We start from the raw sequence: 16,394 nt of genomic DNA on the forward strand, positions 1-16,394 counted from the left end.
GATAAAGGAGCGCTGCCCGCGAGGTCAGTGGTCGACGAGCTCCTGTTCTGTCCAGATAGTTTTGCCCATCGGCTCGTGTCGCACCCCCCATCGCGAAACCGTCTCCGCGACGATGAGCAAACCCCGTCCCCCCTCGTCGGCGGGCAGAGCGTGCTGCAGGTGAGGGGCCGCCGTACTCCCGTCCGACACCTCGCAGGTCAATGTGTCCTGCCGGATGAGCCGCAGCCCGATCGGGGCCGATGCGTGGCGCACTGCGTTGGTGACGAGCTCACTGACGATCAGCACGGTCACGAACTTAACGTCCTCCGCGAGGCCCCAAGCATCAATCTGTCGCTCCACGAGGGCACGCGCGGTCCCGACGATGGCGATATCCCTCGCGAGAGTCCACATCGCTGTCTGTTCCGCGCCGAGTTGACCAGTGCGCGCAAGGACAAGTGGTGCGGAAGCAGGCCGTGATTGATCTAGGGAGCGCGCTGCAGCCTCAAAGTGCGCGTCCAGGTCCTGATCCGGTCGGCTGAGGGCACTCTGCAGCGTAGTGGGAGACGTACTGGGGGAGGCAAGGCCGACCAAAGCGAGCAAGGTACCCGGTTCGGCGTCGAGCTGGCTCTCGGCGTACTTCTGTTGAGGTTGTCCAAGTCCCGGTCCCTGCGCTCCGTGCAGTGCCTGAGCGTCCGCACCCGGGATAGCGGTGACTGGTAGGCGGTGGCCGGCACTGGCGTAGGTGATGCTGGCTTGGGCCGGGTCATAGACGAGGTACAGACAAGTGCTGCGGCGTGATCCCTCGCCATCCGGGGCTGCCTCAAGGTCCGCGTCGAGGTCAACCGCAAGGTCGTTGAGCCGGGTCAGCAACTCCTGGGGCGGTACTTCTACGCCTGCTAGAGCCCGCACCGCAGTACGCAGACGAGTAGCCACCACGGCGGCGGACGCACCGAAGTCGGTGGCCTCCCCCACAACGAGCGCGGTCCGGGCACTAGGGAGGCGTATGACGTCATACCAACGACCGCCGAGGTCAGCCTGGTCGTAGCCGTGCCGTATCTGGAGCGCGGGGGTCCGCGGAACCGAGCGAGGTGATGTAGCACGACGCAAGGCCACTGCCGTGTTGCGTACGCTCGTAAAGGCACAAGCGTTCTCCATTGCTGTGGCAGCGCGGCTCGCTAGTTCCCGGACAAGACCCACCTCGCCCCCCGCAAAGGGTCGGTGGGGCTGACGCCAGCGGTAGATCGTCAGCAGACCGAAACCAGATACGCTCCCCAGCGGCACCACGGCTGCCGAATAGATACCCAGGTCACTTACGTACTGCGAGTTTCGCACGTCATAACCGAAGATCCGGCTGAACCGCTCGTCCAACGGACTGAAAGTGCGCGCCGTCCCGGTCATCGGCGTATCGGCACTGGGAAGCGGGGGACATCGCAGCCCGTCCCCGTGCCGGCCACCGAACGAGGCGTCAGGCCTCGGCCCTATCGCGGAGGCGACACGGCGCAAGGCCCGTCCAGCCCCCGATTCTGTGTCTCCTGTGACGACCCGGTTGAGGACATCGACAGTAGCGGCGTCGGCCAGATGCGACACCAGTAGGTCGGCTAGGGCCTGCGCTGTGGGCACCAAGTCCAAAGTCGTGCCCAGTACAGCACCTGATTCCGCCAGCAACGTGAGGCGTTCTTGTGCGTCGCGGTCTGTGTGCCGCTGGGATGGCTCCAGCGTCCCGAGATCACGAGAAACCCCGTCCGACCGACGAGCAGCCCTGTGGTCACTCGTCACGTTGATGCGCAACAACCGTGCGCCCTGGGGCAGTTCGTGCTCCTGCTCAAAGGCCTGCGCATCGCGGCGGCTTCGCCATGACAGCACCACGGCGGTTTCGCTGTGATCGCTCACTGCCTCGAAGACCTCCCACGCAAGCAGGCCTGCCGCTTCCGCGTCCAAACCGAGGCTCTCGGCGCGTCGCCGTGCGCTATCGGAACCACTCTGGAGCAGAGACTCCGTTCCGCTCAGCACCGTAACCACCGCGTCGTCCCCATCGACGTCCGCGGCGTGAGCCGGGCCTTCCCTCCCTTCTAGGAAAGATGTGTCGCGGTCGACCTCGCCCGCCCTGAGGCGGTAGTCCAACATCACCGCGTCGACCCCTTCGCGCCTAACGGCATTCGAGGCCCTGGCGCCCACATCCCGCCCGTCAGCCGCCCGAGCGAGGGCTCCGTCCCAGACGGAGAAGGAAAGAAGCCAACCCTCACGGGTCACACTGCGGTACTCAGCGTGCTCGACGGGCTCGCTGCCGCCCCCAATCGCTCGCCGCAGCGAGGTGATATAGCCGCGGTAGTCGATGCACCGGCCCGGTTCCGGGCGCGCCTCGTACAACACCGTGAGCATGTGGGGCTCCATCAGATCGATGCTGCTGCCCGAGCGGGGTAAGAGCCATCGGCGGGCGCCCTCGCCCCGACACTTTTCGGCGTGTCCCCCCCGTGACGGACGGCGCCGTTCCCTCCCAGTTTAGTGCGCCCGCACCCAAACGCACGCTGAAGGTTGTGTCTGAGCACCCCAAAGTGTCCGTGCAAGCACAGTCAGCAGGCCGGTGCAATCGGCGGTGCTGATCTGCCAGCGCCAGCGCCAGAGCCAGGGCCAGGGCAAGCAAGCAAGATGCGGGGCCGACCGCCGTTGGCGGCTCGTCCGGCACGCTGTCGGGATGCGGGGCCAGGGTGTAGCCGTACTCCCACCGGTAACTGGCCGTCCCGCGTTCCGCACGGCGCCGTGGTGCCGTGCGGAACGGCGATGTACAGGGCAGGCCTGTCGCCGCCATGATCGCGCCGGGCTGAACAGGTTCGCGGCGAGGCCTGTGGGGGCGGCGCCTACCCAGGTGCTTCGTGTCACACCGCGGACGACCATCGCCATCGGGCGCGGCCGGCGACCGTGCGTATCGTGGAGGCAGGCTGAGGATTCCGCGGTTTTCCGGGGGTACTCGGACGAGGTCGTTCCGGGAAGCGCGCGACGCGGGGCGGAATCGCCCCGCGTCTCTCATTGGAGGTGACGTGACGCGGCGCCAGTTCTTCCACGGCGGTCTCGACACTGAATAACCCGATCTCCAAGACAAGGTTGTCCGGGTTGGGGTCGACGTCGAGGCTCACGCCCGCAGCATGCAACCAGCGGCTGAGGCCCCGCGCGAGGCCCGGGCCGAGCCGCCCGTGAACCCAGATGGGTTACATCCCCCGCCTCAGCGTCGATCACGATGATCAAGGACTCCGATTGCCGGCGCGAAGCTGAGCTGTCAGCCGCACCACCCGCTCGGCCGAGGCGATGTTGCGGGTAAACAGCACGACCGATGGCGGCCTGTCATGCACCGTGCACAGACTCCACTCCGACGATTGGCTCGCCACGAAGCCCGGCTGGAGGACCGAGAGCGCCAGCTTGGTTACGCTTGCCGAAGCCTCAACCGTGCTATGCGGGGCCAGGGTGTGACACGTCGGGCGGCAGGTGCACCTCGCAATTGCCGGGGCAGGCACGTGGAAGTCCTTCCGGGGGCTTCCGTCCCCTGGTACATCACTCCTCGCGCCGCAACCGCCTCCACGAAGAGCCGAGGCTAGGTAACCAGCCCGGCCTTCGCTCCTACGTTGACGCGCATTGCGGCGTCCTCAGGAAAACCCTCAGGCCCCGACCCCTCCCTCGGAGGCGTCGAACTGGCCCAGAAACTGGCCGTAGCCCTCCTTCTCAAGGTCCTCAACGGGGATGAAGCGCAAGGATGCTGAGTTGATGCAGTACCGAAGGCCGCCCCGGTCGGTGGGCCCGTCGGGGAACAAGTGCCCCAAGTGGCTGTCCCCCGACACCGACCGAACCTCGACGCGGGTCATGCCATGGCTGGTGTCGCGCCTCTCGACGAGGTTGCCGGCCTCGAGGGGTTTTGTGAAACTGGGCCACCCGCTACGGCTGTCGAACTTGTCCGACGAGGCAAACAGGGGCTCCCCCGACACGACATCCACATAGATTCCGGGTGTCTTGTTGTCCCAGTAAGCGTTGTCAAATGCGGACTCTGTCTCATCATTCTGAGTTACGCGGTACTGCTGGTCCGTGAGCTGCGAAAGACGCTCCGGGCTCTTACGGTACTCCGGCATCTCGGCCTCCTCGAAGGTGCTGGCATGCATCGTTCCTTCAGGGCATCTGCGTCGCTGGTCGCCGTATTCTTACCGACCGGGACCCTGTCCTTCCGCCTCGCTGGCAACGCCGTCGCAGGATGGGCGGCGCTTTCCTTAGGCCGCGGGGACCACCGGATATGACTGGCCTTGCGAACGCACCGCCTCAGCCGTCTCAATGAACCACTGAGGCTGCGGCCCCGAGCAACGACAAAGCGGCGCTGGCACGGTCCAGCCACCCCAAGCCCGCTCGGGTCCGGCCCCTACATCCGCAAACAATTCTGCATCCAGTGTGAGGCCTCTCAGGCAGTAGCGCACGTAGGCGTAGCCCCAGCTCGGGTGATCGGGGGTTCGGGGCGCGACAAAACGTTGGTTAGTCGTGCGTGTACCAGCGGATTTGTGCGGTCCAGGTCCGGGTTTGTTCGACGGTCCGGCAAGTGGTCTGCGAGAGGTCCCGTTGTGCCGCTGCCCGCGTTCCAAAGACGATGCACGAGGGTGCGGGTGGTTGCCCGGCTTGCCGGAACCGGACGCGATGATCTGGCCGGAGGGAGGTCACCACTGACAGGGCAGCGACCGGTGTCGGCAACGAGTCGGCGGTAGCCGAGGGCGAGCAGGGCCAGTTCCCGCGGCCAGGGCGCGGTTGCTGCAGACCGAGCATCCAGGCTCAATGGAACGAGTCAGGGGCTTGGTCCAGAAGCCCCGCCACTGCCTTGTCCACCCGCCCGACCGGCGCGTGCCGCCCTCGGCTCGGACAAGCGGCAAGGACGGGCATGACCAGCAAGACGCATGACGGCCCGGAGCTCACCGACGGAGTCGACACCCACGGCGTGACCCACCACGCGGCCATGATCGACTCCATCGATAGGACCTCGCCGACCGGGAGTTTCCCACCACGATCCGCGGCTACCGCGACCTGCTGGACTGGATGCGTGGCCACGGCGCACTAGTCGCGGTCGGTGTCGAGGGCACCGGCGCCTACGGGGCCGAGCTGGCCCAGGTCCTCGCGGCGGCCGGGGTCGCGGTCGTCGACGTCGACCGCTTGGACCGCAAGACCCGCCGGATGAAGGGTAAGTCCGATCCGATCGACGCCTAGGCCGACGCGACGGCCGCGCTCTCGGACGCGCCACCGGCACCCCGAAGAGCCGGGACGGCGTGGTCGAGGCGGTACGCGTGCTGCGGGTCGCACGCCGCAGCGCGGTCAAGGCCCGCACCCAAGCCATGAACCAGATTCGTGGCCTGCTCGTCTCCGCGCCCGCGATGCTGCGCGAGCAGACCGCCGGGTTGGAGCGGGCCACACGATACGGACTCTGGCCCGGCTCCGGCCCGGTGACGACCTATTCCGTCCGCCGCCTGCCGCGCGTGCGGCCCTGCGCCGTCTGGCCCGCCGCCACCAGGCGATGGACGAGGAGGTCAACCGAGCTGGATGCCGAGCTCGGGCTGCTGACCCGGCGGGCAGCCCTGGCACTGCTGGGGACGAAGCCGGATTCTCGATGACGCCCCCGACCTCCCGCACCTGGGGCAGGCGCGGACCCACCTCGGTCATCCGGACCCGAGGCCGTTCCCAGCTCCATAGCAGCCCTGAGCTGCTACAAACCGGGTGAACACTCCCCCCTGATCTACCGTCTCGAACGGCATACCGGCCACAAGAGCCGCGGCCGCGGGAGCTTCGCCTGGACCGAGTACCGCGACCTCCTCATCGCCACCCACGAGCAGCCGGAGGGGCCCATCGTCCTCATCCGGGACAACTCAAACGTCCACAATGACCACCATCCGGGCCCTCATCGACCCGCACGCCCGGCCCACCCCCCACCCCGACCGGACCTGTACCCACGACACCACGCCCACAACGTCAGTAACAGCAGTCTCGACTACCGCAACCCCGTCGACTACGAGCCCGCATTCGCAGCCTGACCAGCGCACCAAAGCTGTCCGTCACAGCGGAACAAGCTCAGACGGCCTGAACCGACCGTACGACGGCGGGCTGTGGTGTCGCCCGCTGTGTTCTCCGGGTGGCCGCATCCATCCCAACCGCCGTCGTATCCGGCGGGGCGGTGTCCCTGCCCGGCGACGCGCTTGTGCGGAAGGGCGCCGGGCTGTCCTGGGCAAGCCCCGGGTGGGCCCGGGTAAGCCCTGGGTGGTGCCGCGTAAACCAACAAGGGTTGCCCTCGCAACTTGCGGCAGCTGGCGCCGTCTGCATAGGCAGGATCCTTTGCTGGCACCCCCGCTGCCGTGCCAGGATCGCTCGATCCGGCCGCAGTAGATTCAGTCCTATAAACAACGTCATGGTTGCATTGTCGGCGGAATTGGCGGACATTCGAGCAGGAAGGAGAATTCAAGCTGATATGCCGCACGGGGAGCCCCCGTCCTCTCGCTAGAATACCCAGAATGCTCCCGTTCAGAGCAGCAAGAGGGCGACGCCTCGCGGCCGTTTACCTCCCTACATACAACCGGGTCTTCAGCGAACCGTCACAAAAGGATAAAACGCTCGACAGCTCGGACCGGACCAGTTCAGCACAGACGGCGTTGATGCAAATGAACAGGGAAGGCCTCCAATGCGATGAAGCGGTCTGGAGACTGCACCGCATGGAGGCCTTCCGCACCAGACTAGGCCCGGCTGACCGTTTGCGCTCGCTGGGCAGCGATCGCGTAGGTTTCCGGATACCCCATCCCCTCAGAGCCACCGTCGTGGCGGTTTCCGCTGGTCAGCGAGACGGCCAAAGGGGTGCGGCGCCGGTCGGTGATCAGGTGGTGCTTGCTGCCCGGACGTGCGCGGTCGACTGGCGACGGTCCGGTGTGAGCCCCCCTTGAGGGCCCGGACGTGAGAGCCGTCGATCGCTGCGTCATCCATGTCCAGCAAGCCCGTCGCCCGCAGTTCTGCCAGCAGGATCTCGTGCAGACGGGGCCACACACCAGCCTCGGTCCAGTCCCGCAAACGCCGGCAGGCCGTCACACCGCTGCAGCCGATCGGCTCCGTGGGCACATCCGCCCATCTCACACCCTTGCGCAGCACGTAAACGATCCCACGCAAGGCAGCCTGGTCATCCGTCGGCAGCCGCCCGGGATACCTCCGGAGCCTCGGAGGACGCGGCGTGTCAGGTCGTCGGGGGCGGTTTCGACCCGTTCGATGAGACGCTGCACGGGGCGGGTCTCCTCCTGGGGGACGTGGCCTAGATGCCCGGTGTCGGCGTCAGGACCGCCGCAGTCCTGCTATCCACCGTCGGTGACGGCACCAGCTTCCCCACTGCCGCCCATCTCGCCTCCTACGCTGGACTCACCCCCACCACCAGACAGTCCGGGACCCTGATCCATGGGGAACACGTACCCCGAGGCGGAAACCGGCAGCTCAAACGCCCTACGCTCCTCTCCGCCTTTGCCTGCATGAACGCTGACACAGCCTCTCGCACCTACTACGGCAAACGACGCGCCGGCGGAAGAACCCACACCCAAGCCCTCCTCCGTCTCGCTCGCCAACGCACCAGCATCCTGTTCGCCAGGCTCCGCGACGGCACCTTCTACCAACCCAGGACCCCACGGCTCGCTTGACGAAGGGCATAGTGGCTCTGTTGATGACAAGGGGTTCTGGCCCGCTTTCCGTGAAGCGCGCACGCTGAGTGACGGCTGGTGCTCCGTTCAGGCTCGGGGAAGTTGCCTGGAAATGACCAGGGCCGATCTTGGTGTGGTCGACACTGCGGCGTCGTGGAAGAGACGTCGCCCCGCCTGGAGGACCTGCTGTTTCCGTCCATCGCGGACGTGTCGGTGCTGTCGCTGGACGTGAGTCACGAGGCGATACGCATCGACGTGTGCAGTGCGACGGCCGGGGCGGCATGCCCGGACTGTGGGAGCGAGTCGACCCGGGTGCACAGCTCCTATCTGCGGTGTCCTGCGGACGTGCCGAGTGGGGGACGTCTGGTGGTCCTACAACTGGGAGTTCGGCGGTTCTTCTGTCCGGAGTCTTCGTGTGCTCGGCGGACGTTCGCTGAGCAGATGCCGGGACTGACCCGGCGGCACAGCAGGTGGACGGAGCGCTTGCGGTCGACTCTCGCCGCGGTGGGTCTGGCCCTCGCCGGCCGGGCTGGCGCCCGGTTGGCACGGGCCTTCGGGGTTTCCATCAGTCGCAGCGCGGTGTTGCGGCTGCTCGATGTGTTGCCCGAACCAGAGGTCCCAGCGCCGCGGGTGGTTGGCGTTGATGAGTACGCCACACGCAAGGGACGGGTCTACGGCACGGTACTCGTCGACGTCGAGACCCGTCGGCCGGTGGATCTGCTGCCTGACCGGGAGGCGTCCAGCTTGGCCGCATGGCTGGCGAAGCGACCCGGGGTCGAGATCGTCTGCCGGGACCGCGCGCCGTTCTTCGCCGAGGGCGCCACAGCCGGGGCACCCCAGGCGACGCAGGTCGCCGACCGCTGGCATTTGTGGCACAACCGCGGGGAGGCTGCTGAGCGGGCTGTCGCCCGACACCGCCAGTGCCTTCGCATCCTGGTCCCTGATCGCGTGGGGAAGGTCAACCTACCGGCGCTGTCCGAGGAGAAGGCTGACTCTCCCTGGCGGAGCGAGCGGTTCGCCAACCGTGTCCGAGCCCGGCACGCCACGGTCCACGCGCTGCTGGAAGCCGGCCACAGCCGCCGCTCCATCGGGCGCCAGCTGAACATGACCCACCGCACGGTCAAGAGCCTCGCCGACGCCGCGAAGCCCGAAGACCTCTTCCGCGGCCAGTGGCAGCACAACAGGACCTCCGTCCTCGACGAGTACAAGCCCTACCTGGACGAACGCTGGGACGAGGGCTGCACCATCGCCTGGAAGCTCTGGGAGGAGATCGTTCCATTGGGCTATCGAGGCAGCTACGGCCGAGTCAGCGCCTACCTGCGAGAGAAACGGACCTCGCCGCGGCCGGTGACCGCGCAGCCGCCGGCACCCCGCGTGGTGACGAGATGGATCCTGAGCCGACCCGAGACGCTGACCGAGATCGAACAGGTCCGGCTCAAGGCCGTCCTGGCCAACTGCCCCGAACTCGATGCCCTGACCGGTCACGTCCGGTTCTTCGCCCAGATGCTCACCGAGCGCCAGGGCGAACGGCTCCCGCAGTGGCTCGACGCCGTCCGCCAGGACGACCTGCCCAGCCTCCACACTCTCGCGGCGGGCATCGACCGAGACCGCGACGCGGTCATCGCCGGCCTGACGCTGCCCTGGAACTCCGGCGTCGTCGAAGGACACGTCAACCGGATCAAGATGCTCAAGCGCCAGATGTTCGGCCGGGCTGGCTTCGCACTGCTCCGCAAGCGAGTCCTGTTGGCTCACTGAGATGTCAGGCGCGCGCGATAGCTTCCCGACATGGGTGTGTATTTGGTGAGCGTCGGCGCGGAGGAATGGTTCGGTGATGAGGAAGATGGATGGGGTGAAGTTGCTTCAGCGCTCAACGCTGAACTCAGGCGGTGGGGCCTGCCGCCCTACGAGGACGTACCCCCGGAGGTGGACTTCGCACCGGGATCAGGGCAAGCCTTCGAGGAGAAGCTGACCCCCTCCATGACCGGGTTCCTCGCCTTGTGCCAGACACACCTGTCACGAGAGGAATCGGAGACCCTGTCCGGCTGGACCGTGCTCGTGCCCTTCTCGCTCGACGAGGAGATCTGGTTGCCCGTCGAATCCCGCGACTACGACTCCATGGTCGCCGGCGCTCCGCAGGTACTACCGCTCGCCGAGAAGCTCGCGGCAGCCATCGATCTGCCACCCGAAACCCCGGCGACATGCGACAACCTCGACCTGAGCATGTGGTTCAGGCACCAAGCAAAGGAACTGGCCACTACTCGAACAGGACCGTGGAGCAAGGACCTGAACACAGCCTTCTACGTCGCGCTGTTCCTGCGCGCTGCCCAGCACTCGATCCGACGCGGCTGCCCCATCGTCTGCACCTGAGACTCATTTTCGGTCCCACTGGTCTCCCAGCGGAGATCACTCATCGTGCACGCGTCACGGAAAGCGAGCCAGAACCTGACAAGGAGCAGCGTTTCTCAGGCAGTTCGGGAGGCGTTTCCCGCGTCGTCTATCGATGGCTTTGGACAGCAGCTCGGTGTCGAGCGGCAAGAGGCCGTCTGCCGCTCCTCTGAGGCCCGGGGCAAAAGCGCTCGCTACGGGCGCAGGTGACGGCCGTCGTCCCGCCGTTGCCGAGTGCCCGCGGGTGACTCCCGCTCTCGTCGACATCGAAATCCGGGCCCGGCGAGCGCCGACCGAGGCCGTCGACAACTGCTGTCGCGTGACGTCGAGAAAACCAGCTGCTGCCCTCGGCAGCTCCAAGATTCCCAGCAGCGTCAAGTTAGGAGGAGGGCTGTAGGGGAGGTGCGGGGGAGAGGCGTGGGTCAGAGACCGTGAATACTCAGAGATCTGCCATGACGATCCGTCCCGCTGACTGCCGCAACGGGCCAGCGTGCCTACAGAGGCGGGTGGGGCCGCCCGGAGCACAGAGCGGAGCGGGAACGATGAAAGCCACGCCCGCCCCCCTTACGCTCCCCCTGTCCAGCAAGGCGGACGGCCCTGGCCGGGCGCACCTCCTTCGTGGCTCCCCGCCCGGCCACCACCACCCGGCCCAGCCCAGCGACGAATCACTGAACCGCCAGCGTCGGCATATCAACCATCGGGCGTCCGGCTCCGAACCCCTGTTGCCTGACGTCTTTGCGTTCCACAGCCTGGGCGCGGGCGACGACGGGCGTTCGGACCCTCCCGCACGGTCGCGAGAGCAACCTTCCGCTGTGGGCCTGCCCAGCATTACGCCCCCTCGGGGGCTCGCTTACCCGGGACAGTAGGCAACCCTCCGCACCGGCACACCTCCGGGCGAGGACACCGCGCTGTCCGCCAGATACGGGCGGGGTGGATGCGGCCACTTGACGGACACAGCGAGCGGCAACACGCCTGCCCTCGTACGGTCGTCTTAGCCGTCGGTGGTGGACGGCTCTGGCCGGGCGGGGCGTCTCCTCTGTGGCCCCCGCCCGGCCGCCACTTGCCGCGCCGGTGATGGCATATTCCCTCCGCGGTCACCCAACTGGGGGTCGGATAGATGCCCAGAAACCTGAGGTCACACCAGCGAAGGGACTGAACCAGCCGCGCGGGCATCCGCGACCTGCTCGTGGGAGTTCTGGTCCCGCACCGCCTCGTCACACATGAAGCCGTGATGAGCCCTGCCCCAGCCAGCGGGGGCGCAGTTCATCGGAGGGAACTGGAGGACGGGCCTGCAACGCGACACACGGGTACGGAAGTCAGTTCCCTCACAGACATCGAGGACCTTGGTTGGTCTCGAAGTCCTGACAGGCCGCTTCCTCAGCCGGGGGAGACCCGGTCGCAGCCGGTCGTGGGGTTCCAGGTGGCCTCGGTCCACTCGATCGTGCTGCGGTCACTCATCGTGCCACCGCTTTGCCATTCGCGAACTCGACTGCGCCGTCATGTCGTCCGCCAATCTAGCTGGAGGCCTCATTTCATCACTAGCTGCCCTTGGGCCACGACCGAAGGCCATGGATAGAACGCGCGTTCAGTTTTTCCGTGCATACTTGTCCGTGGTTCTGCTGTCGGGCAGTCAGACTCGTGGGCGGGCGAGTCGTGGCTGTGGCCCACCGTTTCGATGCCGTCGCGTGGACGCTGGCTGCGGAGCGTGGGTCGGCTCTGGCCCCGGCGTAGAGCGCAGACCGTACCGCGTTCGTTTGTCGTCAGCGTTCGTTGAACGAGTCCGCCGTCGGGCGGGCAGTTCATTGGGAAACGCACGTGGTCGCGGGCAAGGGTGGCCACCCATTTCAGGTAGCCCTACAAGAGTCGCTGTTCGCAAGCTGGCAACGTATCGAGCTGGAATGCCGTTGTGCGTGGGTGGCCGGCCGCTATCCCCGATGATAGAGGCCAGCGGAGCGACAGATCGAGTAAGGCTGGGAGCACATACATGGCAGTGGTGGACCGCACACAGCAGGAGGAGCGTGTTTCAGGCCGGGTGTGGACGGTGCGTCTGGACCCTGACGGCCGTCCCGCCGCTGGTATGGTGAAGCTTTCCTGCTCCCGTTCTGTCTGCGCTGATCAGCGCTTCTCCAATGCTGTCGAAGGACGCAAGGCTGCAGTCGGCCACGTGAACATGCACCTGGCTCGCATCCGTACGGGTGGTGGGCCGCGCGGCGAGGCTAGGTGCGCCTGCCGCGCCGTCGAGTGCGGGTGGCACACTCCCGACCCCGACGCCAGGCGATACGGAGGGCCGCGCCCGGCGGCAGGGGTGGTGCGATGCGCTGGCCAGGTGGTCCTGACGGTGTACGCGGACCGTGCCACACGGCTGTGGCGCATCGCGGAGACCTGCGCGCGGTGCGCTGCTTCCACCTTCAACTGCCGGATCCTGGACACGGCCTCACCGTCGCGCCCCGGCCAGACTGGGCCGGCCCAGCCGGAAAAGACCCCGGCAGGTGAACGAGTGACCGCTCCCTGCGCGGCCGGGCACGCGACGGCGATGTTCTCTGACCGCAGCGCCTATCTCCCTCCTGGCGCCCCCTCTTCCCCGGCCTCCAGCGTCACACCGCTCCCCGATGAGCGCAGCGCCGCACCGACCACGAAATCCGGGCGGTTGAAGCGGTGGGGGAAAATCGCCCAGCGGACCGTGCCACATGACCTTAAGCCCGAGTCCCTGCGCGCAGAACTCGTCGACTTGGGGGACGCCTACCGCGCCTACCAGCAGCTCCCCGAGTCCGACCTCGCCTTCTTGGCCGACCTCCACGCACGCAAGGCCCGCGCCTTTCGCCTGTGGGCCGACGTCACCGGCGACGACTCCCTGCGCCAGGAGGCGAGGCGCGCCGAGAAGGCCGTGGACACCACCCACGGCATGCACGTTAGTCGCGGAGACGGTCCTGTTGGGGAACGGGTGCTGACTGCAAGTCAGGCCGACCATGCCCGCGCCATACTCGACTACGTAGCCTCCCACGCCCCACACTCCGAAGCTGAAGTCCACCTTGCCGTTCTCATGCTCACTTTGCGGGCCGCACGTGCCGGCACTGGACACGTCACCGGCCAGGACCTCATCGGCTGGCTCCAAGGCGATACTGAACAGGTACTTGAGCGCTTGGTCGCCGTGGACTGGCTGCGGCTGCCGGACACCGTCGCCGCGCTGATGGCTTCCAGCCCGGAGGATCCCACTGCCATCACCGTCCCCGCACTACTAGCCGAGCAGTCCCGCCCCTTCGGTTTCGGCAAGACGACACGCGCCAGAATCTCCGGCTGGGCCCAGAAGACCGTGGGCGACCGCAAGATTCGTAGGAAGAAACTGGGGGCTGCTATCCCCCTCCTGGCCTTGTACACCGCTGCCCACAGTCGCCCCGATGGCTGCCTCGGACACCCCGAGGACGACGGACTGGACCTACGCAAGGTCGCGGCGTTCTGCGCCCTACGTCCGGAGCAGATTGCCGAACATGCTGAAGTGCTCATGAGCGCCGATTGGCTCACCGAAGCTGACATCAGCGCAGGAAGAATGCGAGGGCAGCTCGCTGAGCGGGTCTTGCCCCTAGGAGCACCACTGTAATAGGCCGGACCAGGCCAGGCGGCGCAGCCAGGACTGCGGTGCTCCCTTTCCCAATCGCCGTTGTCAGAGGGCGGTTTGTGATTCTTAGATGCGTTCTGTCGTCGCCTGATGGTGTGGGTGCGAGAGGAATCTGCTGGTCCGCGGCTGGTGGTCTGCTGGGGTGTCGGAGTGAGTGAACGCACGCCTTACCCAAGCGACGTGCCGGACTAAGGGTTGTCCCGTAACTGGTTCGACGTCTTGCGCGCGTCCGGTTCGACCTGATTCGCGGCGATGTCGTCGAGCCTCGAAACTCAGGCCAGAAGCGGACAACCCGTCCGAGTGACGATGACCGTCCGCCCCTCCAGTGACTTACGGGACAGCCCTTAGCAGTGGTCATTGGTCGAGCCGCTGATCACGGCCGGGAAGGACCGGCACCGTTCGCTCAGCGGCCACTAGGGCTCCTGCGCGACGCGAGAGATCGTGAACGCGACCCGCTACCAGGGCCGGACCGGCTGCCAGCAGACGTACCTCCCGCACGATCTGCCGCGGAAGAGCGCGACGTACTACTGCTACTACGCGTGGCGCGACGACGGAACCGACCAGGTCATCCATGAACTCCTGCGCTGCCAGGTCCGCGAGAAGGCCCACCGATTAGAGAACCCGACCCTGTTGGTGCTGGACACGCAGAGTGTCCACGTCACCGCCGGGGTCCCCGCCTCCACGACCGGCCGAGACGCCGGAAACGGATGCCGGGCCGCAAGCGGGGCGTGGCCGTGGACGTGCTCGGCCCGGTGATCGCCGTCAGCGTCCTTGCCGCGAGCGCGCACGACAACGCCGCGGTTATCCCTATGCTGGACCAGGCTGCCCACCACGCCGGCGGCAGCGTCCGCAAGGCTCTGGTCGACCGCGGCTTCAAGAACCAGGTCGTCCTGCACGGCGTCGGCCTGGGGATCGAGATCGAGATGGTCCAACGCAACGCGCAGGACAAGGGGTTCGTCCCGCGGCCGATCCGCTGGAGGGTCGAGCAGACCTACGGAATCCTGATAGTGCATCGGCGCCTGGTCCGTGACTACGAACACCACCCGTCCTCATCCCGCGTCTTCTGGGCGATGTCCCACTCCGCAACCCGCTACACTCCAGCCGCCCAGCGAAACCCACAGGTCAGACACCGAAATCCTGCTGGAGTACTAGGGGGTCCGGATGACTGGCCTGCCAAGCACCGAATTGCGCCGGTTGCCCCCTCACGAGGCGATGTACGGCCGCGCGCCGTGCAGCCCCAGCCCCACCACCGACAGCCCAGGAGCAGTCCACAGGATCAAGTGCGCTTTTAGAGGGGCTCGACTAGAACGCCACGTCCGAGCAGACTTACCTGGCCTATGGCCGCACCACGAGAGCGGGTCTCTGAATTGGGCTTTCGCCCGTCAGAGACCTGTCGCTCGTACCTTTTGGCACCGGCACCGGCACCGGCACCGGCACCGGCACCGGCACCGGCACCGGCACCGGCACCGACACCGGCACCGGCTGTGGTGCCAGTCGACGAGGGACGCCCCGCACGCTTGTGGGCGGGGCGGACCGCACCTCGCGGTCCATGCCCCGCCGTCAGGACGCCCATCTCCTCACCGCTGCTGGGCACAGTCGCCGACCTGATCGCACCGGGCCGTCCGTTGAACCGTGAAGGGAGGCCGCGTGGTGATCACCGGTTCGGCGGCCCGAGGTGGGGAAACTCGGGCAGCAGATCGTCATGCGGCGACAGACCATCCGGGGTGGCGCCTCCATTGGTCAGGAAGGCCATGCGGGTGCTGAAGACGTCATCGGTGGGGGTCCGGCCGTTGGGGTAAGTGGCTGGCAGGCCTCGGTCGTAGCGCAGGATGTCAGGCAGCACGGTGGAGGCGGCCGCGGTCGCCTCGGCCGCCGCGTAGCCGTTCTGCATCAGGAGCTGCGACCACGGCTCCAGGTATGTCGCCACGTCGTCGACCGGATGGCCCGCGTTGTACTCGTCCTTCGCGTACTCGGGGTTGATAAAGGGGTTGAGGCTCGGATGCCCGGCACGGTCCACCTGGACGAGTTCCCCGTCACGGCGCACACTGGCGGTTGCCCACACGCCGATGAGCGGCTCCGCGCTGAGCATCTCGTCAGGGACCTCAAGAGCGATGCACTGCACGTCCTTGCCGGCGAAAGCATCCTCTCCTGTCCATTCGAAGCCGTGCAGCGCGCCCTCGGCGTCGGCGAAGAACGGATCGCTGCGCGCGCCGATGAACACCCTGCATGGGCCCACTTGCACCGGTTGCGCGGAGGCGTCGAAGCCCACCGGTACGGCAGAGGCGAGCACCTCGCCGGCTGGCCCTGGCTGCCGGGCGTCCTCGTCGGTGGCGTAGTGCACCGAGCCGGTCTGCTTGCTGCCCTTCGCCGCGGTGAATACGAAGGAGAAGGCGGCGTCCGCCCGGAAGTCTCCGTTGTTGTCGATGTTGATGCGGTAGACGGCCTCGGGGTGGAATTCTGGCTTCATTACGAAGGACGGGGTCGCGTTCAGACCCATGGTGAAGGGATTTGCGTCGAGGATCAGCACTGTCCTGCCCGGAGCCCCGGGAGCGGGGAAGACATACAGGTCAGTAAGGTCCAGACGGGCATCGTCGCCTGGGAACTTGAGATAGGCCGCGCTGAAGTGGTTGGACACGTTGACTCCCTCGGTCGGGACGGATGATGGAGGCAGGGGTTCACGATCCGGGCAGGGATATGAAACTAAGCAGGCGCCGACGGAGCAACTCACCTCTCGAGCCCGCTCG

Annotated in this window: 8 protein-coding genes and 4 pseudogenes; 7 read left to right on the top strand and 5 right to left on the bottom strand. The window is 66.9% G+C overall.

What is annotated here, in order from left to right:
• Nucleotides 1-24: 24 nt before the first annotated feature.
• Together OG310_RS37915 and msrB are read right to left on the bottom strand one after the other, a co-directional pair.
• Nucleotides 25-2,358, bottom strand: a complete 2,334-nt coding sequence (locus OG310_RS37915) for an ATP-binding SpoIIE family protein phosphatase (protein ID WP_329460730.1) — start codon at nucleotides 2,356-2,358, stop codon at nucleotides 25-27.
• Nucleotides 2,359-3,626: 1,268 nt separating this feature from the next.
• Entirely contained in the window at nucleotides 3,627-4,091 is a 465-nt protein-coding gene (msrB, locus tag OG310_RS37920; protein ID WP_329460827.1) for a peptide-methionine (R)-S-oxide reductase MsrB, read from the bottom strand.
• Between the two features lie 943 nt (nucleotides 4,092-5,034).
• Here msrB and OG310_RS37925 point away from each other — a divergent pair.
• Nucleotides 5,035-5,202, top strand: a complete 168-nt coding sequence (locus OG310_RS37925) for a hypothetical protein (protein ID WP_329460731.1) — start codon at nucleotides 5,035-5,037, stop codon at nucleotides 5,200-5,202.
• Nucleotides 5,203-5,261: 59 nt separating this feature from the next.
• A complete protein-coding gene (locus tag OG310_RS37930; protein WP_329460732.1) occupies nucleotides 5,262-5,603 on the top strand; it encodes a hypothetical protein in 342 nt (113 codons plus the stop codon).
• A 1,188-nt stretch (nucleotides 5,604-6,791) separates the two neighbouring features.
• Here OG310_RS37930 and OG310_RS37940 read toward each other — a convergent pair.
• Nucleotides 6,792-7,197 (bottom strand): annotated as a pseudogene (locus tag OG310_RS37940) (transposase); the annotation flags it as partial.
• Between the two features lie 83 nt (nucleotides 7,198-7,280).
• Between OG310_RS37940 and OG310_RS37945 the strand changes: the two are divergent.
• From OG310_RS37945 to OG310_RS37955, 3 genes and pseudogenes are all read left to right on the top strand, one after another.
• A pseudogene (locus OG310_RS37945) lies at nucleotides 7,281-7,652 on the top strand (transposase); the annotation flags it as partial.
• 153 nt (nucleotides 7,653-7,805) lie between these two features.
• Complete coding sequence (locus OG310_RS37950; protein WP_443078964.1) at nucleotides 7,806-9,407, top strand: ISL3 family transposase; 1,602 nt, start codon at nucleotides 7,806-7,808, stop codon at nucleotides 9,405-9,407.
• Nucleotides 9,408-9,437: 30 nt separating this feature from the next.
• Nucleotides 9,438-10,019: a hypothetical protein gene (locus tag OG310_RS37955; protein WP_329460733.1), complete on the top strand. Its 582-nt coding sequence runs from the start codon at nucleotides 9,438-9,440 to the stop codon at nucleotides 10,017-10,019.
• Nucleotides 10,020-11,417: 1,398 nt separating this feature from the next.
• Here OG310_RS37955 and OG310_RS37960 read toward each other — a convergent pair.
• A pseudogene (locus OG310_RS37960) lies at nucleotides 11,418-11,495 on the bottom strand (DUF5131 family protein); the annotation flags it as partial.
• 868 nt (nucleotides 11,496-12,363) lie between these two features.
• On the opposite strand from OG310_RS37960, the gene OG310_RS37965 reads away from it, so the two are divergent.
• Nucleotides 12,364-13,632 (top strand): hypothetical protein, encoded by a 1,269-nt coding sequence (locus OG310_RS37965; RefSeq protein ID WP_329460734.1) that lies wholly within the window; start codon nucleotides 12,364-12,366, stop codon nucleotides 13,630-13,632.
• Between the two features lie 375 nt (nucleotides 13,633-14,007).
• A pseudogene (locus OG310_RS37970) lies at nucleotides 14,008-14,741 on the top strand (transposase); the annotation flags it as partial.
• A 563-nt stretch (nucleotides 14,742-15,304) separates the two neighbouring features.
• Here the strand turns inward: OG310_RS37970 and OG310_RS37975 are convergent.
• Nucleotides 15,305-16,285, bottom strand: coding sequence for a DUF4331 family protein (locus tag OG310_RS37975; RefSeq protein WP_329460735.1), 981 nt, complete (start codon nucleotides 16,283-16,285; stop codon nucleotides 15,305-15,307).
• Nucleotides 16,286-16,394 lie beyond the last annotated feature (109 nt).

It is taken from the genome of Streptomyces sp. NBC_01497 (assembly GCF_036250695.1).
Classification (GTDB): Bacteria; Actinomycetota; Actinomycetes; order Streptomycetales; family Streptomycetaceae; genus Streptomyces.